Consider the following 24,058-nt stretch of genomic DNA (forward strand, 5'->3'; position numbering starts at 1 on the left):
CTGCGCCGCTGGCCGGTGCAGGAACTGCCCATAGAGCACGGGAGTCGCCCAGGCGCAGAGCGTCAGTTCCAAGCGCTAGCGCAGGGAGTCCAGGTCGGTTTTCATGACGATGGTGAGTGCCGCTCGTGCCTCGTTGAAGGCGTCCCAGGTAGGCCGCCACTCGGCGTCACTGTCGTTCACTCCCTCGATCACGGCATCTCTATACGCGGTCAAGCGTCTGACGATCTCGTAAGCCAGCTCATCTATCGGCGGCGGTCCCACCAAGGAGACTCGATCTCGCACGGGGTAGACCTGAGAGTCCCGGAGGGAGTCCCGCGCCATGGCGATGCGTTCGTCTCTCGGCAGTTCATGCCACTGGCTCGCATGCCATATCTGCTCGCGAGCAGAGAGCAGGGCGGCGAGATAGTCGGCGTAGAGAGCCGTGCGTCTATCTCTCTCATGCCGCTGCTCTTCGCGCTTCCAGCGGCTTCGTTCCACGATCCAGCCAGAAGCGACGGCGATGCCTCCACCGATCAGCGCACTCACAGGCGCAGCCCAGTCCACCCGGTGAACGTATCCATCGCAGCAGCGCTTGTAGAGGAAACCCGCCGGGCCGTTCCTGGGCCGTCCTTGGGCCGTGCGATGTTGCTCAGCAGCGACCGATGATGACAGCCAGTGGCAGGTTAACTACCCAAGCAGTCGGTGAACGTCCAGGTCATGGCCCCCGGCCAGTACTGGTTTCCGCCGAGGGGTGGCTGTCAGGCAAGATGGGGTGTATCTGCCCACTCACTGATTGCCGGACGGTTTCTCTTGGCTGAGTACATCTACACCATGCGCAAGACGCGCAAGGCGCACGGCGACAAGGTGATTCTTGATGACGTCACCTTGAGCTTCCTTCCTGGCGCCAAGATCGGTGTCGTGGGCCCCAACGGCGCCGGTAAGTCCACGGTGCTGAAGATCATGGCCGGGCTTGAGCAGCCGTCCAACGGTGACGCCTTCCTCTCGCCCGGGTACAGCGTCGGCATCCTCATGCAGGAGCCGCAGCTCGACGAGTCGAAGACCGTTCTGGAGAACGTCCAGGACGGCGCCGCCGAGATCATGGGCAAGCTCAAGCGCTTCAACGAGGTTGCCGAGCTCATGGCGACCGACTACTCGGACGCGCTCATGGAGGAGATGGGCAAGCTCCAGGAGGACCTGGACCACGCCAACGCGTGGGACCTGGACGCCCAGCTGGAGCAGGCCATGGACGCGCTGGGCTGCCCGCCCGGCGACTGGCCCGTCACCACCCTCTCCGGTGGTGAGAAGCGCCGCGTCGCGCTCTGCAAGCTTCTCATCGAGGCGCCCGACCTGCTCCTCCTCGACGAGCCCACCAACCACCTCGACGCCGAGTCGGTGAACTGGCTGGAGCAGCACCTCTCCCAGTACGCCGGTGCCGTCGTAGCGGTCACTCACGACCGGTACTTCCTGGACAACGTCGCCCAGTGGATCCTCGAGCTCGACCGCGGTCGTGCGCACCCCTACGAGGGCAACTACTCCACCTACCTGGAGAAGAAGCAGACCCGTCTCAAGGTCGAGGGCCGCAAGGACGAGAAGCGCGCCAAGCGACTCAAGGAAGAGCTCGAGTGGGTGCGGTCCAACGCCAAGGGGCGTCAGGCCAAGTCCAAGGCGCGTCTCGCCCGTTACGAGGAGATGGCGGCCGAGGCCGACAAGATGCGGAAGCTGGACTTCGAGGAGATCCAGATTCCGCCGGGCCCGCGTCTCGGTTCCATCGTCGTCGAGGTCGAGAACCTCTCGAAGGCCTTCGGTGACAAGGTCCTGATCGACGACCTGAGCTTCACGCTGCCACGCAACGGCATCGTCGGCATCATCGGTCCGAACGGCGCGGGCAAGACCACGCTGTTCAAGATGATCCAGGGCCTGGAGCAGCCGGACTCCGGCAAGATCAAGATCGGTGACACGGTCAAGGTCAGCTACGTCGACCAGGGCCGCGCCAACATCGACCCGAAGAAGACGCTGTGGGCCGTCGTCTCCGACGAGCTGGACTACATCAACGTCGGCCAGGTCGAGATGCCCTCGCGGGCGTACGTCTCCGCCTTCGGGTTCAAGGGCCCGGACCAGCAGAAGCCGGCCGGTGTGCTCTCCGGCGGTGAGCGCAACCGCCTCAACCTGGCGCTGACCCTCAAGGAGGGCGGCAACCTGCTCCTCCTCGACGAGCCGACGAACGACCTGGACGTCGAGACCCTGTCCTCCCTGGAGAACGCCCTCCTGGAGTTCCCGGGCGCCGCTGTCGTGATCTCCCACGACCGGTGGTTCCTGGACAGGGTCGCCACGCACATCCTCGCCTACGAGGGTGACTCCAAGTGGTACTGGTTCGAGGGCAACTTCGAGTCGTACGAGAAGAACAAGATCGAGCGCCTGGGTGCGGACGCGGCCCGTCCGCACCGTGCCACCTACAAGAAGCTCACGCGAGGCTGAGGCGACTGTGGCTCGACACATATACCAATGCCCGTTGCGCTGGTCGGACATGGACGCCTTCGGGCACGTCAACAACGTCGTCTTCCTGCGGTACCTGGAAGAGGCGCGCATCGACTTCATGTTCCGGCTCGCGCCCGGTGACGGCTCCCCGTCGTTCTCGGGCGGTTCTGTCGTGGCCCGCCACGAGATCGACTACGTACGGCCGTTGGTGCACCGGCACGAGCCGGTCACCATCGAGTCGTGGGTGACGAAGATCGGTGCGGCGTCGCTGACGATCTCGTACCAGATCAAGGACGCGGACCAGGTGTATGTGCGGGCCTCGACCGTGGTCGTCCCCTTCGACCTCGAGGCGCAGCGGCCCCGCCGGATCACCGCCGAGGAGCGGGCGGTCCTGGAGACGTACGCCGATGACAGCGCCGACAGCGCCGACAGCTCCGACAGAGGCTCGGGGGCGCTTGCCGCATGACCGCGCGGCTGCACTTCGCCGATGCCGGGGAGGCGGCGGACCTCGCCGCCTTCCTGGCCCGGCTGATCCACTACGACAAGGCCGCCGCGGTGCGGCTGCAGGCCGCCGGGGACACGCTCGCCGTGTTCGGGCGGCCGCCGTCGTTCGAGGTGCTCGTCATCCGGACGGCGCGGCTCGCCAAGCCGTACGAACACGGGCTCGACACCACGCTCGACGTCACCGTCTCCGCCGGGGAGTTCCTGGAACGCGTCGGCGAGTCGGCGGAGTCCGCGCGGGCAGCGGGCGTTGCCGGGGTGCCTGAGGCCGTCACGGGGCCGCCGTGGGCGGGCGTGCTGCCGCCGCGCGGCGGCTGGCGGCAGGAGCAGGGGCTGCCGGCCCCGGACGTGCTGCGGGCCGTCGTGCAGGCGGCCGTCGCCGAATTCCGCTCCCGCGTCGAGGAGTTGCCCGCCGAGCGACGGGTTCGGGCCGAGCTCGACCGGGTCGGGCGGGAGATCTGGTCCAGGACCGTCGGGGACACCCAGCTGCCGGTGCGGGCCGCCCACGCGGCGCAGTCCCTGGGATTCCTGCGCGGGGAGGTCCTGACGCTGCTGTCGTCGGGGGCGTGGTTGCGGCTGCGTACGGCCTACGGGTCCGTCGCGGTGCGCCGGGCCGGCGTCGGAGGGCTCACCGTCACGCCCGCGTGAGGGAGCGCGTGCGCGGAAGTGGTCGCGTGTGTCGCGTGGCAGTGTGGGTTGCGTGGCCGTGTGAGCGGCGAGCAGTCAGTCCCGCTCGTCCGGCCGGATCGCGATGTGGTCCCTCCCAGTTCCAGCGCCACCCTGTCCCGCATGTCCAGGGCGGCCGTGTACTCGGCAGGAAGCTGGAGGCAGCCCGCCCGGTCCAGCACCGCGTACTCGCGGGAGACCAGGGACTCCTGGCCGGTGGCGGCGTCGACCTCCGTGCGGCGCAGGACCTCCGTCGACGTGCGGCCGTCGCGGATGGCGACCGTGCGGCGGTCCCGGCAGTCCGACACCTGTAGCAACTCCAGGAGGTGCAGGGCGCGTTCGGATTTCCTCGTACACTCGCGCTCATGGCGAGCAGGCTGCGGCCCGCCACGCGCGCCGCGCCCGCGGTCGGCTCGTCGAGGCCCGCCACCCTGCCCGCGCATGCGCGTGGGCCTGTGCCGCTGCTCCGCCGCCCCGGGCAGTCATCCGGATGTTTTCAGAGGGCAGGCAGTTACGGAAGGGGCGGGAGCGCTGGCAGAAGAGGCGAACAGGACCTTGACATGAGGGGTCCGGGCGGGCAGGTGACGGGCAGGGGCGAGGGTCTCAGCCCTCCGAGTTGACCATGGACGCCGCCGCGTACGTCAGGTAGTTCCACAGCGTCCGCTCGTGCTCCTCGGAGAGACCGAGCCGGTCGACCGCCGAGCGCATGTGCTTCAGCCAGGCGTCGTGCGCTGCCCGGTCGACGGTGAACGGCGCGTGCCGCATGCGCAGGCGGGGGTGGCCGCGGTTGTCGCTGTACGTACGGGGACCGCCCCAGTACTGCATGAGGAAGAGCGCGAGGCGCTCCTCGGCGGGGCCCAGGTCCTCCTCCGGGTACATCGGCCGGAGCAGCGGGTCCTCCGCGACCCCCTGGTAGAAGAAATGCACCAGGCGCCGGAAGGTCTCCTCGCCGCCGACCTGTTCGTAGTAGGTCTGCTCCTGAAGCGTGCCGCGCGGGATCTCTTTCACACGTTCCATGGTCTCAGACGGGGCGGCCGAGTACGGAAGGCTTAGGACCACCCATGACCATCGCCGTCGGCGGCGGGGTGGCCCGCCCGGGTTCCGCCACTCGCATCGCGGGCGTCGGCGCAGCACAGTGGAGTCATGGAAGCCGATCCTGCCCGTGTCCTCGAAGCCCGGTCCGCCCTCGTGCGCGAGATCGCGGCGAGCGGGGCCTGGCGGGACGCCCCTGCCTGGCAGGACGCGTTCGAGGCCGTCCCGCGGCACCTGTTCGTGCCCTACTACTACGTGGGGGTGGGCGGCGGCTACGAGCGCCTGTGGGGCGAGGACCCCGACGAGCGGCGCCGCGCCCGCTGGCTGCGCGGCTGCTACACCGACACCCCGCTGGCGACCCGGGTGCGCGACGGGGAGCTCGTCTCCTCCAGCAGCCAGCCGTCCCTGATGGCGAAGATGCTCGCCGAGCTCGACGTGCCGGACGACGGGAGCTGCGACGTACTGGAGATCGGCGCGGGCACCGGCTACAACGCGGCGCTGCTCGCCCACCGGCTCGGCGACGACCACGTCACGACCGTCGACCTGGACCCCGAGATCACGGAGTCCGCCCGGCAGCACCTGACGGCCGCGGGGTACCGCCCGACCGTGGTGACCGGGGACGGCGCGGCGGGCTGCCCCGAGCGCGCGCCCTACGACCGGATCATCGCCACCTGCACCCTGACCTCGGTGCCGAGGACCTGGCTCGGCCAGTGCCGCCCCGGCGCACGGATCCTCGCGCCGCTGGCCACCGGCCTGATCGTGCTGACCGTCCGGGACGCGGAGCACGCCGAGGGGCGCTTCCTGCACACGCCCGCCTACTTCGTGCCGCTGCGCGGCGGCGACGCGCGGGCCCCGTACGAGCGGCACATCGGGGGGCTGCCGCGCGGGGCCCTGCAGAACGAGCTCTTCCGCTTCCTGCTCGAGCTGACCTCGGGCAGCCTGGATCCGCACGAAGCGCTCGCGCTGTGGCAGCGCGAGGGGCTGCCGGTGCGCGAGCGCTTCGGGGTCACCGTGCGCGGACCGTACGAATGGGCCTGGCTCGACGACCCCGATGGGCCGTACGTCTGGCCGCTGTGAACCGGGTCAGTCGCGGCGGACCGTGATCGTCGTCCAGGCGCCCACGTGCACCTGGTCGCCGTCCTGGAGCGGGACCGGGACGAACGGCTGGATGGGCTCCTCGCCGCCGTTGACCGTGGTGCCGTTGGTGGAGTTCTGGTCGACGACCGCCCAGCTGCCGTCCGGCTGCTGGACCAGGACCGCGTGCTGGTGCGAGACGCCCGGGTCCTCCGGCGGCACCGACAGGTCGATGTCCGGGGTGTCGCCGGTGGAGTGCCTGCGGCGGCCGATGGTGAGCTGGTTGCCGACCAGCGGGCGCTGCTGCTCCGGCGAGTACGCGGGCAGGTTCAGGCCCGAGGCCTCCGGGCCGCTGCGCTGCATCATCGCCATGAAGTACTCGCGGTCGGGAGCGATCGTCGCCGTCCACGTGCCGGGGCCCTGCTGGGGCTGGGACTGGGGCTGAGGCTGGGACTGGGGTGGCTGCGGCTGCCCGGTGCCCTGCTGGAACGGGTCCTGGGACCGGAAGGGTTCCTGGGTCTGGAAAGGCTCCTGGGACCGGAAGGGTTCCTGGGGCTGGAACGGCTCCTGGGGCTGGAACGGCTCCTGCGGGGCCGGGGCCGGAGCCGGAGCCGGGGCGGAAGCCGTGGACGAGGGCGGCGAGATCACCCAGTCGTCGTCTCCGCCGCCGAAGGAGGGGCCGGGCGGCGGCGGGGGCGGGCCCTGCGGGGCGCCCGGTCCCTGCGGGAACGCGGGCGGCGCGGGCGGACCCGGCTGCTGGAACGCCTGCGGGGCGCCGGGCGGCACCTGGCCCTGGCCGGGGTGGCCGCCCTGACCGGGGTGGCCCTGGCCGGGGTGGCCCTGCGGACCGGGGCCGTGCGGACCGGGCTGACCCTGCGATCCCGGACCCTGCGGGCCCTGCGATCCCGGACCCTGCGGGCCCTGCGGTCCCGGACCCTGCGGACCGGCCTGACCGTGCTGTCCGTGCTGGCCGGGACCCTGCGGACCGGGACCCTGTTGGCCAGCCCCCTGCTGGCCAAGACCCTGATGGCTAGGCCCCTGCTGCTGCGGACCGGGGCCCTGCTGGCCGCCGCCGTTGCCGAACGGCGGGATCGGCTCGGCGGGCCGGTTCATCTGCGAGGGGCGCGAGCCCTGGTACTCGTATCCCGGCGGGGGCTGCTGGAACTGCTGCGCCGGACTCGGGCCCGGCGGCATGCCGGGACCGGGACCGGGCCCGCGACCCGGGCCGCCCTGCGTACCCGGCAGCGGCGGATTCGGCGCGGCCGGAGTGTACGAGGTGGCCGTGTTCGTCAGGAAGTTCCAGCGGCACTCCTCGCAGAACGGCGCGTTCGCCTCGCGGGGGGTGCGGCACTGCGGGCAGAGCTCCGCCTCGGGGGTCGGGTCCGGCACGGCGGCCAGATGCGGGCGGCCCGGCGCGGGCTGCGGGAAGCCCGGGTCCTGGCCGGGCGGCGGCGGGGGATACCCGTACCCGGCCGGGGGCGGGGGAGGCGGCGGGGGCGGGACGGCACCGGCCATGCGGTGACCGCAGACCTCGCACCAGTCATCGGAACCCGACTGGTGTCCGTTCGGGCAGGTCGGCATGTCGGCGCTTCCCCCTCTCCTTCTCCGGCCCGAGGGCCGTACGTCGCTGTCGTGCATCGCTGTGGTGCGAACGGCGCGTGCGCGCCGCGCTACTGCTTCTTCACGCGAACGGTCTTCGTCGACCGGGTCTCGAGTGTCATCTCGTCGGCCTCGGCGACCTTCGCCTTCAATCGAACAGTACCTGCCGCGGCATCCACGACGTCCACCACCTTCGAAAGCAGTCTCGCCGTATCGGCGTTGCCCGAGGCACCGGCGAGTTGCACCGCGCGGCCCAGTTTCGCCGTCGCGCCGTCGACATCTCCCGATTTGCGGGCGTCGAGGCCCTGCTGGATGACTTGTGCCAGTTCCGCCTGGCCCGTGTAGTGCGCGACCTGCGGGTTGATCGAGGTGGAGGCCGTCATGTCGTCCGTCCACACCGCCCGCACCAGGCCCTGCGACAGCGTCTGCGCGCTGCCGTCCTCCCGCGGCACGATCAGTGAGACCCGGGCCGCGAGCATCTCCTGGCCCAGATCGGCGCCCGGCACCTGTACACAGATGTGGTAGTCGCGGGACTCGTCGCCCCAGGACCCCGTCGGGTAGTCCCCGGCGCGCGGGCCCGCCTCCGTGCGGCGGCCGGTCAACTCCTCGACGGTGGGGGCCACTTGCTTCACGAACTTGATCTCCACGCCCACCGGCGTCCACAACCGCAGGCTGACGTCGGCGACCTCCTTGCCCATCGCCGTCTCCATCATCTGCGTGAAGTCGGCGGCGAGCCCGGCCGGATCGGCGACGATGTCGGCGGTGCCGAGCAGCGCGGAGGCTATCCCTGTGACCTCCTTCACCTCCCAGTCCGTGCCGACGCCGCGGGCGTCGCAGGTGAAGCGGCCCGCGCAGGAGTCGAGGGCGGCCTGGAGGTCGCCCGGTGACTCGTGTTCGTTGCGGCCGTCGGTGAGCAGGATGCCGTGCCGGATGGCGACGTCGGCGCAGGACAGGAGGCGGTCGGCGAGGCGCAGCCAGGTGCCGATCGCCGTGCCGCCGCCCGCGCTCAGTCTGCGCAGCGCCTGCTTGGCCTGCTCGCGGGTCTGCGCGCCCGCCACCGCGAGGCGGCCGCCGCCCGGGTAGATCTCCTTGGCGACGTGCGTGCCGCCGATCACCGCGAAGTGCACGCCGTCGCGCACCGCGTCGATCGCGGCGGCGGTGGCGTCCCGGGCGCCCCGCATCTTCGTCGGCGGGTAGTCCATCGAACCGGAGCAGTCGACCATGATCGCCACGGCGGCGTCCGGGCTCTCTCCGGCCGTGTACAGATGCGGGGCGCTCACGGCGGACCCGACGGTCCCGCCACCGGTCGAGGTGACCGTGGCGATGGCGTTGACCTCCCGGCCGCCTTCCGGGAGGTACTCGTTCTGGTAGACGTCCACCGAGAACTGCGGCACGTTCGATTTCGAGAAGTTGGCCATGGAACTGCTCCCCCTCAGATCCTGGAAACCCAGATCCTGAATACTCAGATCCTGAAAACCTCACACCCCACGAACCGGCACGGCCCCCCGCCCGGTCCCGGGCCTATCCCACACCGGCCCTAGGCCGATCCTGCCCCTTGCGGCACGAACGGGAACGGGACGACGGCCACTGTTACGTTGTCGTGGCCCCCGCCGTCCAGCGCGTGGCCGACCAGGACCTGGGCGCTGTGCAGCGGCCGGTCCGCGGCGTCGGCGGGCACCGCGTCGGCCATCTCGTCGACGGCTTCCGCGTAGTTCCACAGTCCGTCCGTGCACACCACCACTACACCCGCACGGTCCGGCTTGAAGGAAGCGGTGTGCGGCTCCAGTTCGTACGCGTCCGCGCCGAGCCAGCCGGTGATGGCGTGCGCGCGCTCGTCGGCGTACGCCTCGGCCTCGTTCATCAGTCCCGCGGCGACCATCTGCGCGGCCCACGAGTCGTCCTCGGTCAGGCGGACGGTGGGGCCGCCGCGGTCGTCGGGGACCCAGTAGGCGCGGCTGTCGCCGACCCAGCCGACGACGAGCAGGCCACCGGCGACGACCGCGCCGACCAGGGTGCAGGCGGGCGCGTTCTGGTGGGGGCTGTGTTCACGGGCCGCGGCCGGCTCGGCGGCGAGCGCGTTGACGGCGTCGGCCGCCGCGAGGATCGCGTCGTGCATGGCCTGCTGCGGGTGGCTGCCGCGCTCCAGCGCCGCGAGCAGCGAGGCGTCGGCGGCGCGGGAGGCGGCGAGCGAGGCTTCGTCGGGGCGGGTCGCGGAGGAGACGCCGTCGCAGACGATCGCGACGACGGCGGACGAGCCGTCGGGCAGCGCGGCCTCGGAGATCGCGAAGGCGTCCTCGTTGCGGTGGTGGCGCAGGCCGCGGTCGCTGACCGCGGCGACCGCGGCGAGCTCCTGCTCCACGTGGTCGCGCTCGCGCGGCTGGGCGTGCCCGCAGTTCTCGCAGTACCCGTCCGGGTCCACCCGGCCCGAGCGGCAGGCCACGCAGAGCTCGGTGCCCGCGGCGGGCGTGGGGTCGGGGGTCTCCGTGCGCGGGTCCGCGGGGGCGGCGGTGCCAGGGGCGGGGGCGGGCAGGGGGTACTCGTCCGGCTCCGCCGCGGGGGTGTCGGGACCCTCGGCGCTTCCGGAGGCGCTTCCGGCGGCGGTCGCGGCGGCCCCGGAGAGCTCGCCGCCCGCCGAGTCCGTGCCCGCCAGGTCCGTCGGCAGATGGGGCGGCACCGGGGTGTCGGAGCTGTCGACGTCCGGTGCGACGGGCCACCGCGCGGACTCCCCGTCCGTGGCGGTGGGTCCCGCGGGCCCGGCGGAGCCGTTCGGAGAAGCGGCCGGCCGCGGTGGCACCGCCGACAGGTCGAACCCGCACGCACCGCAAAACAGGTCACCCGACTCCAGCGGCTCCTCACAGCTGGGGCAGGCAGACAGCTGGGGCATCTGCGACATACTCACACCCACGTCCGGGGGCGGAAACGGTTGGCCCGCTCCACCAGTTCGATCCTCTCCTCGCCACCCTGGGCGAGCCGGGCCAGTGTCCGGTACGAACGCTCCAGACCGAACCGGAGGCCGCGCTCGTCCAGATCACTGCCGAGCAGTACGGCCCGCGTCCCGGTGGCGGCCGGTGGCGCGGAGGCGTGCCCAGAGTGCTTACCGGAGAGTACCCAGTCGAGGGCCGTCCCCAGAACCTCGGTCGACAGGCGCTCCCTGCGCACCGCGTCGAGACCGAAGCCCGCGAGCGCCTCGATCTGTCCCGCGGCGGCCGTCAGGTCGTCCAGGAAGGCGGTGCCCGGCGGGAGCGCCGGGCCGGACGCCATGCGCCGGCGCAGCCGCGCCCGCACCGCCGCGACCCGGGCCGCGGTGTAGTGGATGGACGACTCCGGCACCGACTCCAGGGTGTGCACGGCGCCGGTCCTGTCGCCGGCGGCGAGGCGCACACGGGCCAGGCCGAACGCCGCGCTCACATAGCTCGGGTCGGTGGCCCACACAAGCCGGTAGTACTCGGCGGCGTTGTCCAGCTGGCCGAGGACCTCCGCGCACACGCCGAGCGCGAGCTTCGGCGCGGGTTCGCCGGGGAACGCGTCGTAGACCGCGTCGAAGGACAGCGCCGAGTTCTCGAAGTCGCCGGTGGCCAGGGCGGCCACGCCCCGGTACCAGACCACCCGCCAGTCGTCCGGATGCTCCAGCTCCAGATCGGCGAGCGCCTGGGCGGCGGGCGCCAGTTCACCCATGGTGAGGCGGGCGCGCAGGCCGCTCAGCCGCAGTTCGAGGGAGTCGGCGGGCGCCGCCCGCAGCGCGGTGATCAGCTCGGCGGGCGCGGACGCGATGAGACCGGCGAGGAATCCGGCGTTCGGGTCGTTCGGGTCCACGAGGGGCACGGGCAGTGCGAGGGCCGTGGCGACCGCGTCGATCCCCCGGACGATTCCCGGGGCGATCTCCGGGGCGCCCTCGCCCTGAGGGCCCTGAGGACCGTGAGAACTCTGAGGAACCTGAGAAGCCAGAGGGCTCTGAGGGCCCTGGGGACCCCGCGTGCCCCTGCCGGACGCTTCGGCGCGCACCCCCAGGAGGGACACGTCCGCCGTGAGCTCCGCGAACAGTTCGGTGTCCGGCACCTTGACCTCGGGCCCGAACAGCGTGGAGAGCGCGGGCCGCGGCCGCCCCGTCTGCAGCGCCACGACCTCCCGCAGGACGCCCGTGAGCTGCTCGGCCATCTCCTGCGCGGTGGCGAAGCGGCGCGCCGGGTCCGGGTCCGTGGCCCGTACGAGGAGCCGGTAGAACGACTCGTACGTACGGAAGACCTCGATGTTGTCCGGGTCGGGCAGGGAGTCCACGAACACGTTCGTATAGCCCTGGAAGTCGAAGGTCAGGACCGCGAGCGTGCGCGCGACCGTGTAGAGGTCGGAGGCCACCGAGGGCCCCGACTCGGCGACTTCGGGGGCCTGGTAGCCGACCGTGCCGTAGATCGCGGACTCTTCGTCGTCCATGCGGCGGACCGCGCCCATGTCGATGAGCTTGAGCTGGTCCTCGGTCTGGATGGCGTTGTCGACCTTGAAGTCGCAGTACAGGAGATTGCGGCTGTGCAGGTGCCCGAGCGCTTCGAGGGCCTCGATGCCGTACGCGCACGCCTGCTCGACCGGCAGCGGATCGCGCCGGCCCCCGGCCGTGCGGCGGCCGTTGGCGATCTCCTTGAGGGACTTGCCGCCCACGTACTCCATGACGATGTAGCCGTCCATGGAGCCCGTGCGCTGGTCGAGGTGCTCGACGAAGTTGTAGATGCGGACGATGTTGGAGTGCTCGATCTCGGCGAGGAAGCGGCGCTCGGAGATCGCGGCGGCCATCGCGTCCTGGTCGCCGGTGTCGAGCAGGCCCTTGAGCACCACCCAGCGGTCGGACACCGCGCGGTCGATGGCGAGGTAGACCCAGCCGAGGCCGCCGTGCGCCAGACAGCCCACGACCTGGTACTGGCCGTGCACGATGTCGCCGGGGTGCAGCTTCGGCACGAAGGAGTACGGGTGACCGCACTTGGTGCAGAAGCCCTCGGTGCGGCCCGACCGGTCACCGCGCGCACGGCCCACCGGAGCCCCGCAGTCCGAACGCGAACAGAACCGCTTGCGCTCGGGCACCTCCGGGTTCTCCTGGACCGCGCCGTGCGGGTCGGGGCGCGGCACGTCCGGCACCGCGACCAGGCCCGCGCCGAGCCGCCCGCGGCCCGAGGACGAGGCCGCCGAGCCCGAACTGCGCACCGACACCGAACGGGACGTCGAACCGCCGGACAGGGAACGGGAGAGCCGCCCCGAGACCGATCTGCGCGAGGACTGCGAGCGGGACGAGCGGGACGAACGGGACGAGCGGGACGAGGAGCGGGCACTGGAACTGCCGGAGCCCCGCGACCCCTTGCCGCCGGCGGTGATGCCGGTCGGCGTCGAGCCCACCATGCCGTTGGACGCGACGACCGGGGCGAGACCGCAGGTGTCGCAGTACAGCTCGCCGCCGCCGACGTCCTCGTACGACCCCGGGCATCCGGGCCGCTGACACTGCCGCTGGGTCACGATTCCCCCGTCCGGTCGGTGGGCCCGCCCTGCTGCGGGACCCTCGGCGCGAGCGCCTCGGCGGCGGCCTGCTGATAGCGCAGGACCGCCTGTTCCGCCACGCGGAGATCGCAGGGCGCGCTCCACAGCATGCGGCGCGCCGCGTCGTACCGCTCGATCAGGAACGGGTCCTCGGCGTGGCCGAGCCGGGCGACCTTCGCCTTGTACGCGTCCAGGCGGCCGCGCAGCTCCGCGCGGACCGCGAGCGGCGCCGTGACGGCCGTCAACGACTCGCGAGCGCGCAGCAGTTCGTCCTCGGCCTTCTCCTCAAGGGACTCCAGGAGCGGCGAGAGGCGGTGCCACTGCGCGTTCCTCCGGTAGTCGGAGGCCATCGCGAGCTGCTCCTGGAGTGCGGTGGGCGGGCCGCTGACCGCGGGCACCTCGGAGGCGGCGATCTTCGCGAGGACCTCGCCGCGGGCACTCCTGGCCTCGGCGAGGGTGCGGTCCGCGCGCGAGAGCACGTCGCGCAGCCTGCCCAGGCGGACCTCCGCGTCCTGGCGGACGGTGAGCACCGCGTCGATCTCGCGGCGCACCTCCTCCAGGGCGCGGGCCTCGCGGTCGTACCGATCGGTGTGCGGGCGGCCGCCGCCCGGCGCCGAACTGCCCTCCGCGCGCCGCCAGAAGGCCAGCGGGTCGGAGACGACCTGCTCGCGCAGCGCGGTCAGGGTGCGTGTGATGCGCTCCAGGTCGTCGCCCGAGGGGTGCTCCCCGGGGCGTACCCCGACGGAGTGCGCGAGCTGGCGGGTGCGGGCCAGCTCGGCGGCGAGCAGGTCGATGCGGGCGGGCAGCGCGGACCACACCGCGTCGGCGGCGACGACCATGTCGAGGGAGTGCGCGTACAGCTCGTTCATCCGGGTCACGAGCTCTTCGAGGGTGAAGCGCTCGGTGAGCTTGGCCGGGTTGGTGATCGAGGGGGAGGTGCCGGACGCGGTGGCGCCCGCGACGGTCACGGACTCGCCGCGCAGCAGCTCCGTCAGCTCGACGAGGTCGTCCCGGTTGGGCCAGCGCCTGCGCTCACGCACCTCGTGCGCGGTGTGCAGCGCACCGGCATAGGCGTCGAAGTAGGCCCAGAGCAGCGTGATCCGGCCCTCCGTCGCCGTCCAGCGCTCCTCGGTGACGCCGGTCAGCCGGGCGCCTTCGAGGAGGCGTCGGCCCGCGTGGTCCTGGAGGGCGAGGAGCGAGGTCTCGATCGCCTCGTGCTCGGCGTCGAGGCGCGCCAGCGCACGGTCCACCTCGTCCCGGTCCATCACCGGACCGGGGGGTCCCGCGACGCTCATCGATCACCTCTCCGCTCTGCGTTGCCGTGAGTCCTCGGTCGTGAGTCCCCAGTCGTAACTCTCCAGTGGTACCAGGTCGGTTGTCTGCTCAGGATCAGTCGCGGTACTCGGGGGCCGGCGGGCGGGCCTTCTTCTTGAGGCCGGCCTTCAGCCACTTGTCGTACGACTTCTGCCAGCCGCCGTCCTTGCGGTAGTCGTCGAGGACCTTGTTGACGCGGCGGACCAGGTCGTCGGAGCCCTTTTTCATCGCCACGGCGTAGTGCTCCGTGGTGAACGGCTCCTTGCCCTTGAGCTCGACGGTCGGGTCCTGCGCGGCCTGGCCCGCGGCGAGCGCGCTGTCGGTCACCACGGCGTCCACCTCGCCGAGCTGGAGCCGTACCAGGCAGTCGAGTTGGTTGGGCACCGTGGTGGAGATGTCCGCGCCGTAGCTCTCCTTCGTGAGCTCTTCCTCGGCGATGGAGCCGGAGGCGGAGCAGATCTTCTTGCCGGCGAGCGAGCGGTTGTAGCCCGTGATGCCCTTGACCTTCTTCGGGGCGAGCACCTGCTGGCCCGTCTCGAAGTAGCCGGTGGAGAAGTCGACGTCCTCCAGGCGCTTGCAGTTGACGGTCATGGTGCGCACGACCATGTCGACCTGACCGCTCTGGATGGCCGGTATGCGCTGGTTGGTGGGGATGGCGCGGAACACGACGGCGTCGCGGTCGCCGAAGATCTCCTCGGCGATCTCGTGCGCGAGGTCGATGTCGAAGCCCTCCAGCTCGCCGCCCGGCTTGTTCGGGTCGCGGTAGCCCCAGCGGTAGCTGTTCTGGTCGACGCCGACGATGAGCTTCTTGACCTCGCGGTTCTTGATCCTGTCGATCGTCGGGCCGTCGTCGGAACTGGGCTGCGGGCTGCGGTCGTTGCAGTCGTCCGCTTCGGCCCGCGCGGGCGCGGCCACCGAGGCGGCCGGGCCGTCGCGGTCCGTGCCGTCGTCCTTGCCCGTGCCCCACTGCGGGACCACCAGGAGAAGCGTTCCCGTCAGGACGCAGGCCAGGCCCATCGCCCCCGTGCCGCCCCAGCCGCGCAGCCTGCCGGCCGTGCCGCGTCGCGTCCGCATCGTCTGCGCGCCCCCTCTCACCTCTGGCCCCGTCACCGGTACTCCGAAAGCCTGCGGCCGATGCCGAGGACCGCGCCCCCGGCGGCGAGGACCGCCAGGACGGCGGCACCGGCCGGCAGTCCGCTCATGGCGCCCCTGCCGTCCTCGGCCGCCTGCTTGAACTGGCGCTGCTCGTGGGCCAGGGCCAGGTCGAGGGCCGCGTCCACGTTGTCGAAGCACTCGCCGGTCGGCTCGTCGCCCTTGGCGCCGATGACCTTGTCGAGTGCGCCCTGGTAGTCACCGGAGTCGTCGCTGGCGCGGGCCACCTTGTGGCGGTCCTTCCAGACGCCCACGTTGGCCACGGCGTCGGCGACCGGCTTCTTGCCGTCCGCGTCGCCGCCCGCGAGGTCGGCCGCCTTCCCGAGCAGCCCCTTCTCGCCGTCGCCCAGCTGCTTCATCTGGGCGCGGTAGGCGACGTCGAACGTGTCCTGCGGCTCGCCCGCCACCTCGGTGGTCTCCGCGCCCCGGCTGACCAGGGTGAGGTTCTCGTTGCCGCGGGCCTTCAGGGAGCTGATGCGGGCGTCGTTGAGGACGTTCAGGGACCGGACGCCGTGGTCGTAGGAGTCGTTCAGACCCGAGCGCGCGACGCTGTGGCCGACGACGAGCCAGAGCATCACGACCGTGGCGGCCGCGGTCGCGGCGAGCAGGCCGTGGTTGAACACCCGGTTCGTACGGCGGTAGTTGCGGCGCTGGGCCCAGGCGAGCGCGGTGAGCGCGAGGACGCCGAGGGCGATGGCGAACCAGGGGTACGGCTTGGCGCTGTCGTAGTCGGAGCCGAGCCGTGCGTTCTCCGCCTTGTAGAGCTTCTCGGCGGCCGGGAGCATCTGGGTCTGCATCTTGTCGTTCGCGTACCGCAGGTAGGCGCCGCCCAGCGGCAGGCCCTGGCGGTTGTTGGCGCGGGCGCGCTCGATCAGGCCGGTGTACTGGGGCAGGAGCTTGTTCAGCTTGCTGACGGAGGCCGCCGACGACGAGCCTGCGCCCGCGCTCGACGCGGCGGTGGCCAGCTTCTCGGCGGCCCGCTCCACGTCGTGCTCGTACCGGGCGCGGACGGCGGCGGGCTCCTGGCCGCCCGCCAGGAAGCCGCTGGACGCCGCGGTGTTGGCGTCCGCGAGCGAGCGGTAGATCTCGGCGGCGGCGGCGCTCAGCGGCTGGCTGCGGTGCAGCACGTCGTCCGCGGCGGCCGAGCGGTCCGTCATCTGCCAGGTGGTGACCGCGCCGAACGCGACGACGAGCAGGGCGAGTACGGCGCCGATGATGCGCAGCTTGCCCGGTTCCGTGGTCGCGGCGCCGCGCAGCCGGTCCACGCCTTCCGACCAGGCGGTGCGGCGGGCGGCGGTGGCGGGCCGCGGCGTCTGCGGCGTCTGTGGGGAGGGCACGGGCGCGGTGCCCGGCGCCTGTGGCGGCACGGTGGGCATCGCGGGCGCGGCCTGCCCGGGCGCCGTCGGCGGCCGTCCGGGCGGACCCGGCGGTGCCGCGCTGCCGTTCGGCGGATGTGTCACCTTGACCTCGACCTCCCCCTCGGTCTCCGGACGGTTGCCTCCGCCCGCCGCGCGCGGCGCGGGAAGAAGTGCTCGGCCGCAAGTATTGCCGCAGGGACTGACATCCGCACAGGCCTTGACTCGATCTTGTTCGGATCCCTGCCCATGTACACGAGATCGAGGGGGGTTCGGTTCCCGCCCGCCCGCCCGCCCGCGCGCACGCCGCCGACGGCGGACCGTCAACGGCGCGGGCGCGCGTACGCCTACTCGTAGTGGGCCCGCACGCGCGCGTGCACCCGCGTCGGAGCCCCCACCTGATCGAGCCCGAGCAGGGCCGCGCCGAGCACGGGGCGCGCGACGACCACCTGGGGCACCGCCTTGGGCGCCCGCCCGGCCAGCAACGCCCCGATGCGGTCGTCCAGTTGGGGATGGCGGGCCGCGAGGACGCTGCCGCCGAGCAGGACCGGCGCTGCCTCGTCGAGCAGGTCGAGGCGGTCAAGGGCCACGGTCGCCATCGCCGCCACCTCGTCGGCCATCCGGTCCACCAGGGAGCGGGACACGGCGTCACCGGCCGCCGCGGTGGCGAAGAGGACCGGGGTCAGCTCGTGCCGCCGTACCGACGCGATGGAGCCCAGGTGGAGGGCCTCGATCAGGGCGTACATGGACGCCAGGCCGAAGTGCGCGGGCAGTGCCTCGCGCAGTGCCGTCGCCTCGCCGCGGCCGTCCTCGGCGCGCGCCGCGTGCCACAGCGCCTCCTCGGCGAGGCCGCCGCCACCGCCCCAGTCGCCGGAGATGCGGCCGATGGCGGGGAAGCGTGCGGTGCGCCCGTCGGGGAGCATGCCGACGCAGTTGATGCCCGCCCCGCACACCACGGCGACGCCGCGCGGTTCGGTGTCCTCAAGGAGCCCGGCGCGCAGGATGGCGAAGGTGTCGTTGCGCACCTCGACCGATGCCCCCCAGGCGCGCTCGCGCAGCGCCTTGGCCAACTCCCTTTCCTCGACGGGCAGATCGGCGTTGGCCAGACAGGCGGACACATGGCCGACGGAGGCCGTGCCCGCCTCGTCGAGCGCCCGTGCCACGGCCTCCGCGAGGACGTCCACCGCGGGCCCGACCCCGACGATAGGCGGCTGGAAGCCGCCGCCGCGGGCCGCGCCGACGACCTCGCCGTCGGCCGCGACCACCGCGACGTCGGTCTTGCTGTTGCCCGCGTCGATCGCGAGCACGCTCGTGCCTACGCCCACGCCAGGTGCTCCCGGTTGTGGGCGATCAGCCGGTCGGTGAGCGCCTGCGCGTGCGCGTACTGCCCGACCAGCGGGTGGGCGAGCAGCGCCTTGAAGACGCGTTCGCGGCCGCCGTGCAGGGCGGCCTGGAGGGCCAGGTCCTCGTAACCGGTGACGTGGGCGACGAGCCCGGCGAACAGCGGGTCGAGCCTCGGCACGGCGAGGGGCTTGGCGCCCTTGCCGTCGACCGTGGCCTGCACCTCGATGACCGCGTCGTCCGGCAGGAACGGCAGCGTGCCGTTGTTGACGGTGTTCACCACCTGGTACGGGCTGCCGCCGTTGCCGAGGAGCGAGGCCGCGAGGTCGACGGCCGCCTCCGAGTAGAAGGCGCCGCCGCGCTTGGCGAGCAGCTCCGGCTTCTCGTCGAGCGTCGGGTCGCCGTACATCTTCAGCAACTCGCGCTCCATCTCGGCGACTTCGGCGGCGCGCGAGGGCTTGGTCTTCAGTTCCTCGACCACGGCGTCGTGCTGGTAGAAGTAGCGCAGGTAGTACGAGGGCACGACGCCGAGCCGGTCGACGAGGGCGCGCGGCATGCGCAGGTCCTCGGCGACCGCGTCCCCGTGCTCGGCGAGCAGCCTGGGCAGGATGTCGTCGCCGCCGGGCCCCCCGAGCCGTACGCCCGTCTCCCACGTGAGGTGGTTGAGGCCGACGTGGTCCAGATGGACCTCGCCCGGCGCGACGTCGAGCAGCCTGGCGAACTTCCGCTGGAAGCCGATCGCCACGTTGCACAGGCCGACGGCCTTGTGCCCCGCCTGGAGCAGCGCGCGCGTGACGATGCCAACCGGGTTGGTGAAGTCGATGATCCAGGCGTTCGGGTTGGTGCGCCGGACGCGCTCGGCGATGTCGAGGACGACGGGCACGGTGCGCAGCGCCTTCGCCAGACCGCCGGCGCCGGTGGTCTCCTGGCCGACGCAGCCGCACTCAAGGGGCCACGTCTCGTCCTGGTTGCGGGCGGCCTGCCCGCCGACGCGCAGCTGCAGAAGGACCGCGTCGGCGTCCGCGACACCCGCGTCCACGTCGGACGTGGTGACGATGCGGCCCGGGTGCCCCTGCTTGGCGAAGATGCGCCGCGCGAGGCCGCCCACCAGTTCCAGGCGGTCGGCGGCCGGGTCCACCAGGACGAGCTCCTCGATCGGCAGGGTGTCCCTCAACCGTGCGAATCCGTCGATGAGTTCGGGTGTGTAGGTCGACCCTCCGCCGACCACTGCGAGCTTCATATCGGTTCTCAGCCCTTTACTCCGGTGAGGGTGACGCCTTCGACGAAGGCCTTCTGTGCGAAGAAGAAGATGATGACGACGGGCGCCATGACGAGCAGCGTCGCGGCCATCGTCAGGTTCCAGTTGACGTTGTGGGCGCTCTTGAACGACTCCAGGCCATAACTCAGCGTCCAGGCGCCGGGGTCCTGGGCCGCGTAGATCTGCGGCCCGAAGTAGTCGTTCCAGCAGTAGAAGAACTGGAAGAGCGCGATGGCGGCGATGCCGGGCTTGGCCATCGGCACCACGATCTTCACCATGGTGCGGAACTCCCCGCACCCGTCCACCTTCGCCGACTCGATGTACTCCTTGGGGATGGTCAGGAGGAACTGCCGGAGCAGGAAGATCGAGTACGCGTCGCCGAACGCCATCGGGATGATCAGCGGCCACAAGGTGCCCGACAGATGGAATTGCTGCGCCCAGACCAGGTACATCGGGATCACGATGACCTGCGGCGGCAGCATCATCGTCGAGATGACGAGCAGCATGGCGGCGCGCCGGCCGCGAAAGCGGAACTTGGCGAGCGCGTACGCCACCGGGATCGCCGAGCAGACCGTGAAGAGGGTGCCGAGACCCGCGTACATGAGCGAGTTGCGCCACCAGTCGAGGAAGCCCGGCGTCTCGAACACGGCCTTGTAGTTGGACCAGTGCCAGGAGTCCGGCCACAGGTCGCCGCTCATCGCCTGCGCGTCGCTCATCACCGACGTCAGGAAGACGAAGACGAACGGCAGGACGAAGAGCAGGGCGACGGCTATCGCCACGCTGTGCACGGCGATCCAGTGCAGGACGCGCTTGCGGCGGGCCCGGGCGGCGGCGGGGCCCCGGGCGGGGGCGGTCCGTTCGGGCGCCGCGGTGGGCGCGCTGAGCGTCGTGGAAGTCATCGAAGTCCTCAGTCCTCCGCCGCGAGCAGTCCGGAGCGCTTGCGCATCAGGAGCATCGTCACGGCCATGGCGATGGCGAAGAGTACGAGCGAGAGCACGCACGCGGCGCCGGTGTTGAAGTTCTGGAAGCCCATCTGATAGACGAGCTGGGGGACCGTGAGGGTCGAGTGGTCCGGGTAGCCGGGCTGGATCACCGAGCCGGGCCCGATGTTGACGCCGGAGGCGACCTTCCCCGCGACCAGGGCCTGTGTGTAGTACTGCATGGTCTGTACGACACCGGTGACCACCGCGAACATCACGATGGGCGTGATCGCGGGCCAGGTCACGTAGCGGAACTTGGCGAAGGGCCCGGCACCGTCGAGGTCGGCGGCCTCGTACTGCTCCTTCGGCACGTCGAGGAGCGCCGCCATGAAGATCACCATCAGGTCGCCGATGCCCCACAGGGAGAGCAGCACCAGGGAGGGCTTGGCGGTGTCGGGGTCGTTGAACCAGTTGGGCCCGGAGATCCCGACCGCTTCCAGGATCTCGTTCACCGGACCCGTGCCCGGGTTGAGCAGGAAGACGAAGGCGACGGTGGCGGCCACCGGCGGGGCGAGGTAGGGGATGTAGAAGGCGGTGCGGAAGAACCCGGCGCCCGTCTTGATCTTCGTGATGAGCAGCCCGAGCGAGAGCCCGAAGACGACCCGCACGGCCACCATGATCACGACCAGCCAGAGGGTGTTCCACAGGGCGGGCCCGAACAGGGGCATCTGCTCGAACACGTACCGCCAGTTCCTGAGCCCCACGAACGTGGGCTCCTTGATCTGGTTGTAGTGCATGAACGAGAAGTAGACGGTGGCGATCAGCGGGTACGCGAAGAAGACGCTGAAGCCGACCAGCCAGGGGGAGAGGAAACCGAGCGTGCGCAGTCTGCGGCGCGCGGGGTTGGAGAGGGAGAGTGCCATGGCGGGGGTCCTCAGCTCTTCGACTGGAGGGTGTCGGCGTCGATCTGCTCGTCGAGCTTCTTCAGGCCCTTGCGCAGGTCGTGGATACGCCCTGCCTCCGCGGAGTACGAGAAGTCCTGGAGCGAGACGACGTAGGCGCCGCCGTTGACGGAGGGCGGCAGGGCCTTGCTGTGCTTGTTCTCCAGGATGTCGAAGAAGGTCCGGAAGGTCGGATCGGCGTCCAGGTCGGGTGACTTGAGCGCCGCGAAGGTGGAGGGCACGTTGTGGATGTCGTTCGCGAAGTCCACCACCTGCTCGGTGTCCGCCGTCAGGAACCTGACCAGCTCCCACGCGGCGTTCTGGTGCTTGCTGCTGTGCGCGATGCCGGCGACGGTGCCGGTGATGAAGCCGCGCCCGTACGTATCGGCCTGGTCGTCGGGGACGGGCAGCGGCGCCACACCCCAGTCGAACTTCGCCTTCGCGTCGTTCAGCATCAGGCCGCGCCATTCGCCGTCGAGGTGCATCGCGACCTTGCCGGTCAGGAAGGCGTTCTGGCTGGACATCTCGTCGCCGAAGGTGAGGCGGAACCTCTCCAGGTCACCGAAACCACCCTGGGCGTCGGCCAGCCGGTCCGCGGTCTTGAAGAACGCGTACGTGGAGGGATCGTCGGCGAGCCGCGAATCGCCCTTCTTGTCGAAGTACTTCGGCCCCCACTGGGCGAAGAGCCGGTCCGGGCTGTTCTGGTAGAAGCGGAAGTTGGGCATGAACCCGACCTGCTTGTACGAGTGCTTGCCGCTGCGCACGGTCAGTTTCTTGGAGACCTCCTCGAACTCGGACATCGTGCGCGGCGGGCGCTCGATCCCCGCCTTCTCGTAGGCGTCCTTGTTGTAGTACATCCCGTAGGCGTCGGCGAGCAGCGGCAGGGCGCACTGGTTGCCCCGGTAACTGGTGTAGTCGAGCAGCGTCTTGGGAAATGTCTTCCGCTTGTCGAGCCCGGTCTTCCTCATGAACGGGTCGAGGTCCGTCCACATCCCGGAGTCGCAGTACTGGCCCACATTGTTGGTGGTGAACGACGACACCACGTCCGGGGCCTTGTCGCCACCCGCTCGCAGGGCCTGGTTGACGGTGGCGTCGGAGACGTTCCCGGTGGTCTTCACCTTGATGTTCGGGTGCAGCTTCTCGAAGCGGCCGATGCTGTCCTCGACGGCCTTGACCTCGCCGGGCGTCGACCAGCCGTGCCAGAACTTCAGGGTGACCGGCTTGGTCGGGTCGTCGTTCGCGCTGCCGACGCTCGGATTGGCGCAGCCGGAGAGCAACAGACCGGCTGCGGCGAGCGCCGCGGACGCGCAGGTGGGCATGCGCCATCGCGGCATGGCGGACTTCCTTTACGGGGAGGGAGGCGGGACTTAGCGGGGTACGGGTGCGGGTGCGCGGGGTAACGGGTGTGCGGGGCGGTGGCTCAGGCCGTGTCGAAGACCTGGTCGCGGGCCTGGGTGAGGGCCGAGCGGAGCGCGCCGGTGAGGATCGGGTCGCCGTCGAGCTCGCTGATGCGGACCTGGGGGCGCGGCAGGGCGAGCCCGGTCAGCTCCTCCTCGACGCGGATCCGCAGTTTGTCGCCGCCGGCCTGGGAGACCGAGCCGGAGAGCACGACGAGTTCGGGGTCGACGACGGCGACGACGGCGGCGATGCCGGTGGCGATGCGCCGCGCGACCTCGCCGAGCGCGGCGTCGTCGGCCATGACCTGCGCCAACGTCGCGCCGCCGCCGGTGAGTTCGCGCACCACGTACGCGGAGACGAGGCTCTCGAAGCCGCCGTCACCGCCGCCCGCCGTGCCGCCGCGTGCCAGCGGGGCGCCCGGCAGCGGCATGTAGCCGATCTCGCCCGCGCCGCCGGTCGCGCCGCGCAGCAGGGTGCCGCCGAGCACGATGGCGGCGCCGACGCCTTCGTCGAGCCAGGTCAGTACGTAGTTGTCGAAGTCCTGGGCGGCGCCCTCGTACTGCTCGGCGACGGCGGCCAGGTTCACGTCGTTCTCGATGTCGACGGGCGTGCCGAGGACGGCGGCGAGGTCGTCGCGCAGGGTGCGGGAGTGCCAGCCCGGCAGGTGCGGGGCGTAGCGCAGCTGGCCGGTGTGCGGGTCGATGGCGCCGGGGGTGCCGATCACCGCGGCCCGCAGGTCGTCGTGGCCGAGATTCGCCTGCCGCAGCGCGCCGTCGACGGCCTCCGCGACGAGCTGGGCGGTGCGGTGGCGCACGTCCTCGGCGACGGCGTCGGCCTCCACGCGCTCCTTGCCGAGCACGGTGCCGGTGATGTCGGCGACGAGCGCGGTGATCCCGGTGGGGTCGGCGGAGAGTGCCGCGACGTGTCCGGCGCCCGGATCGATCTCGTACAGGAGGGCGTTGGGGCCGGGGCGTCCGCTGAGGCTGCCGGTGGTGTGGACGAGCCCGGCGCTTTCCAGGCGGCCGAGGAGCTGCGAGGTGGTGGGCTTCGACAGACCCGTCAGCTCGCCGATCCGGGTACGGGTGAGGGGGCCGTGGGCGACGAGGAGGTCGAGGACGGCCCGGTCGTTCATGGCGCGCAGGACGCGCGGCGTGCCCGGGGTTCCCGGCGGGCTGCCTGCTGCTGCCATGACGGCACCTGCCTTCCGTGGCGGCTGACGGTTAACTGTTAGGAAACTTTCCAATTGGTGAGGACCGTACGGCTGGCGTGAATGAGGCGTCAATAGCGCGCGCCTCCGAGGCAACCAAGTCGTTACCTCTGGGGGTGGGCGGGGGCTTCGGTGGGCCGGTGTCTTTGATGGTTGCCGGGGCCGCCCGGTGTTGTGCGGAGTGTGGCGGTTCCGGGCCGGGAGTAAAGGGCGCTCCGCTGCGCTGCGCGTCGGCTGCGCCGATTCCGCTGCGCTCCACCCTTGACTCCCGTCCCTCCACCGCACGTTGACTTTGACCCGGACGGCCAGGGTGGGGCGGCGGGCTGGTCTAG

At 71.5% G+C, this 24,058-nt stretch carries 19 protein-coding genes and 1 pseudogene; 4 read left to right on the forward strand and 16 right to left on the reverse strand.

The annotated features are described in order from the left end of the window. Positions 1-75: 75 nt before the first annotated feature. Positions 76-525, reverse strand: a complete 450-nt coding sequence (locus tag ACFVYL_RS07195; RefSeq protein WP_389713465.1) for a hypothetical protein — start codon at positions 523-525, stop codon at positions 76-78. 264 nt (positions 526-789) lie between these two features. Between ACFVYL_RS07195 and ettA the strand changes: the two genes are divergently transcribed. From ettA to ACFVYL_RS07210, 3 genes are read left to right on the forward strand one after another with little or no spacing between them, the layout of a single operon-like run. Next, the gene (ettA, locus tag ACFVYL_RS07200) at positions 790-2,454 is read left to right on the forward strand and encodes an energy-dependent translational throttle protein EttA (protein ID WP_389713467.1); all 1,665 of its coding nucleotides are present in this window, start codon (positions 790-792) and stop codon (positions 2,452-2,454) included. A gap of 7 nt (positions 2,455-2,461) precedes the next feature. Beyond that, a complete protein-coding gene (locus ACFVYL_RS07205; RefSeq protein WP_389713468.1) occupies positions 2,462-2,920 on the forward strand; it encodes an acyl-CoA thioesterase in 459 nt (152 codons plus the stop codon). After that, complete coding sequence (locus ACFVYL_RS07210) at positions 2,917-3,603, forward strand: hypothetical protein (protein ID WP_389713469.1); 687 nt, start codon at positions 2,917-2,919, stop codon at positions 3,601-3,603. The genes ACFVYL_RS07205 and ACFVYL_RS07210 overlap by 4 nt, the downstream gene beginning before the upstream one ends. A gap of 75 nt (positions 3,604-3,678) precedes the next feature. Here the strand turns inward: ACFVYL_RS07210 and ACFVYL_RS07215 are convergent. Then, positions 3,679-4,087, reverse strand: a pseudogene (locus ACFVYL_RS07215) (hypothetical protein); the annotation flags it as partial. A 137-nt stretch (positions 4,088-4,224) separates the two neighbouring features. Beyond that, a complete protein-coding gene (locus tag ACFVYL_RS07220; protein WP_389713471.1) occupies positions 4,225-4,638 on the reverse strand; it encodes a globin in 414 nt (137 codons plus the stop codon). Between the two features lie 126 nt (positions 4,639-4,764). Here ACFVYL_RS07220 and ACFVYL_RS07225 point away from each other — a divergent pair, with 126 nt between their 5' ends. Then, the gene (locus ACFVYL_RS07225; protein WP_389713472.1) at positions 4,765-5,730 is read left to right on the forward strand and encodes a methyltransferase domain-containing protein; all 966 of its coding nucleotides are present in this window, start codon (positions 4,765-4,767) and stop codon (positions 5,728-5,730) included. A gap of 6 nt (positions 5,731-5,736) precedes the next feature. Here the strand turns inward: ACFVYL_RS07225 and ACFVYL_RS07230 are convergent, their stop codons facing one another. From ACFVYL_RS07230 to ACFVYL_RS07290, 13 genes are all read right to left on the reverse strand, one after another. Next, complete coding sequence (locus tag ACFVYL_RS07230; protein WP_389713474.1) at positions 5,737-7,308, reverse strand: FHA domain-containing protein; 1,572 nt, start codon at positions 7,306-7,308, stop codon at positions 5,737-5,739. 89 nt (positions 7,309-7,397) lie between these two features. Beyond that, positions 7,398-8,744 (reverse strand): VWA domain-containing protein, encoded by a 1,347-nt coding sequence (locus tag ACFVYL_RS07235; RefSeq protein ID WP_389713476.1) that lies wholly within the window; start codon positions 8,742-8,744, stop codon positions 7,398-7,400. Between the two features lie 119 nt (positions 8,745-8,863). Next, on the reverse strand, positions 8,864-10,219 hold the full coding sequence (locus ACFVYL_RS07240) for a PP2C family protein-serine/threonine phosphatase (RefSeq protein WP_389713478.1): 1,356 nt from the start codon (positions 10,217-10,219) through the stop codon (positions 8,864-8,866). Between the two features lie 2 nt (positions 10,220-10,221). Further along, positions 10,222-12,822 carry a tetratricopeptide repeat protein gene (locus ACFVYL_RS07245; RefSeq protein WP_389713514.1) on the reverse strand — a complete coding sequence of 867 codons (2,601 nt, stop codon included), beginning with the start codon at positions 12,820-12,822 and terminating at the stop codon, positions 10,222-10,224. Continuing rightward, positions 12,816-14,135, reverse strand: a complete 1,320-nt coding sequence (locus ACFVYL_RS07250) for a hypothetical protein (RefSeq protein WP_389713480.1) — start codon at positions 14,133-14,135, stop codon at positions 12,816-12,818. Before ACFVYL_RS07250 ends, ACFVYL_RS07245 begins: the two co-directional genes overlap by 7 nt. Before the next feature lie 94 nt (positions 14,136-14,229). Beyond that, on the reverse strand, positions 14,230-15,228 hold the full coding sequence (locus ACFVYL_RS07255; RefSeq protein WP_389713481.1) for a glutamate ABC transporter substrate-binding protein: 999 nt from the start codon (positions 15,226-15,228) through the stop codon (positions 14,230-14,232). A 32-nt stretch (positions 15,229-15,260) separates the two neighbouring features. Beyond that, positions 15,261-16,766, reverse strand: coding sequence for a hypothetical protein (locus ACFVYL_RS07260; RefSeq protein WP_389713482.1), 1,506 nt, complete (start codon positions 16,764-16,766; stop codon positions 15,261-15,263). Positions 16,767-17,008: 242 nt separating this feature from the next. Beyond that, positions 17,009-17,986, reverse strand: coding sequence for an N-acetylglucosamine kinase (locus ACFVYL_RS07265; RefSeq protein ID WP_389713483.1), 978 nt, complete (start codon positions 17,984-17,986; stop codon positions 17,009-17,011). Continuing rightward, the gene (locus ACFVYL_RS07270; RefSeq protein WP_389713485.1) at positions 17,977-19,242 is read right to left on the reverse strand and encodes a 6-phospho-beta-glucosidase; all 1,266 of its coding nucleotides are present in this window, start codon (positions 19,240-19,242) and stop codon (positions 17,977-17,979) included. Before ACFVYL_RS07270 ends, ACFVYL_RS07265 begins: the two co-directional genes overlap by 10 nt. A gap of 8 nt (positions 19,243-19,250) precedes the next feature. Continuing rightward, the gene (locus ACFVYL_RS07275; RefSeq protein WP_389713487.1) at positions 19,251-20,159 is read right to left on the reverse strand and encodes a carbohydrate ABC transporter permease; all 909 of its coding nucleotides are present in this window, start codon (positions 20,157-20,159) and stop codon (positions 19,251-19,253) included. An 8-nt stretch (positions 20,160-20,167) separates the two neighbouring features. Then, on the reverse strand, positions 20,168-21,103 hold the full coding sequence (locus tag ACFVYL_RS07280; RefSeq protein ID WP_389713488.1) for a carbohydrate ABC transporter permease: 936 nt from the start codon (positions 21,101-21,103) through the stop codon (positions 20,168-20,170). A gap of 11 nt (positions 21,104-21,114) precedes the next feature. Further along, a complete protein-coding gene (locus tag ACFVYL_RS07285) occupies positions 21,115-22,455 on the reverse strand; it encodes an ABC transporter substrate-binding protein (RefSeq protein WP_389713489.1) in 1,341 nt (446 codons plus the stop codon). Positions 22,456-22,541: 86 nt separating this feature from the next. Beyond that, complete coding sequence (locus ACFVYL_RS07290) at positions 22,542-23,708, reverse strand: ROK family protein (RefSeq protein ID WP_389713490.1); 1,167 nt, start codon at positions 23,706-23,708, stop codon at positions 22,542-22,544. Positions 23,709-24,058: the final 350 nt, after the last annotated feature.

The sequence above is a fragment of the Streptomyces sp. NPDC058308 genome, from assembly GCF_042880275.1.
GTDB lineage: Bacteria > Actinomycetota > Actinomycetes > Streptomycetales > Streptomycetaceae > Streptomyces.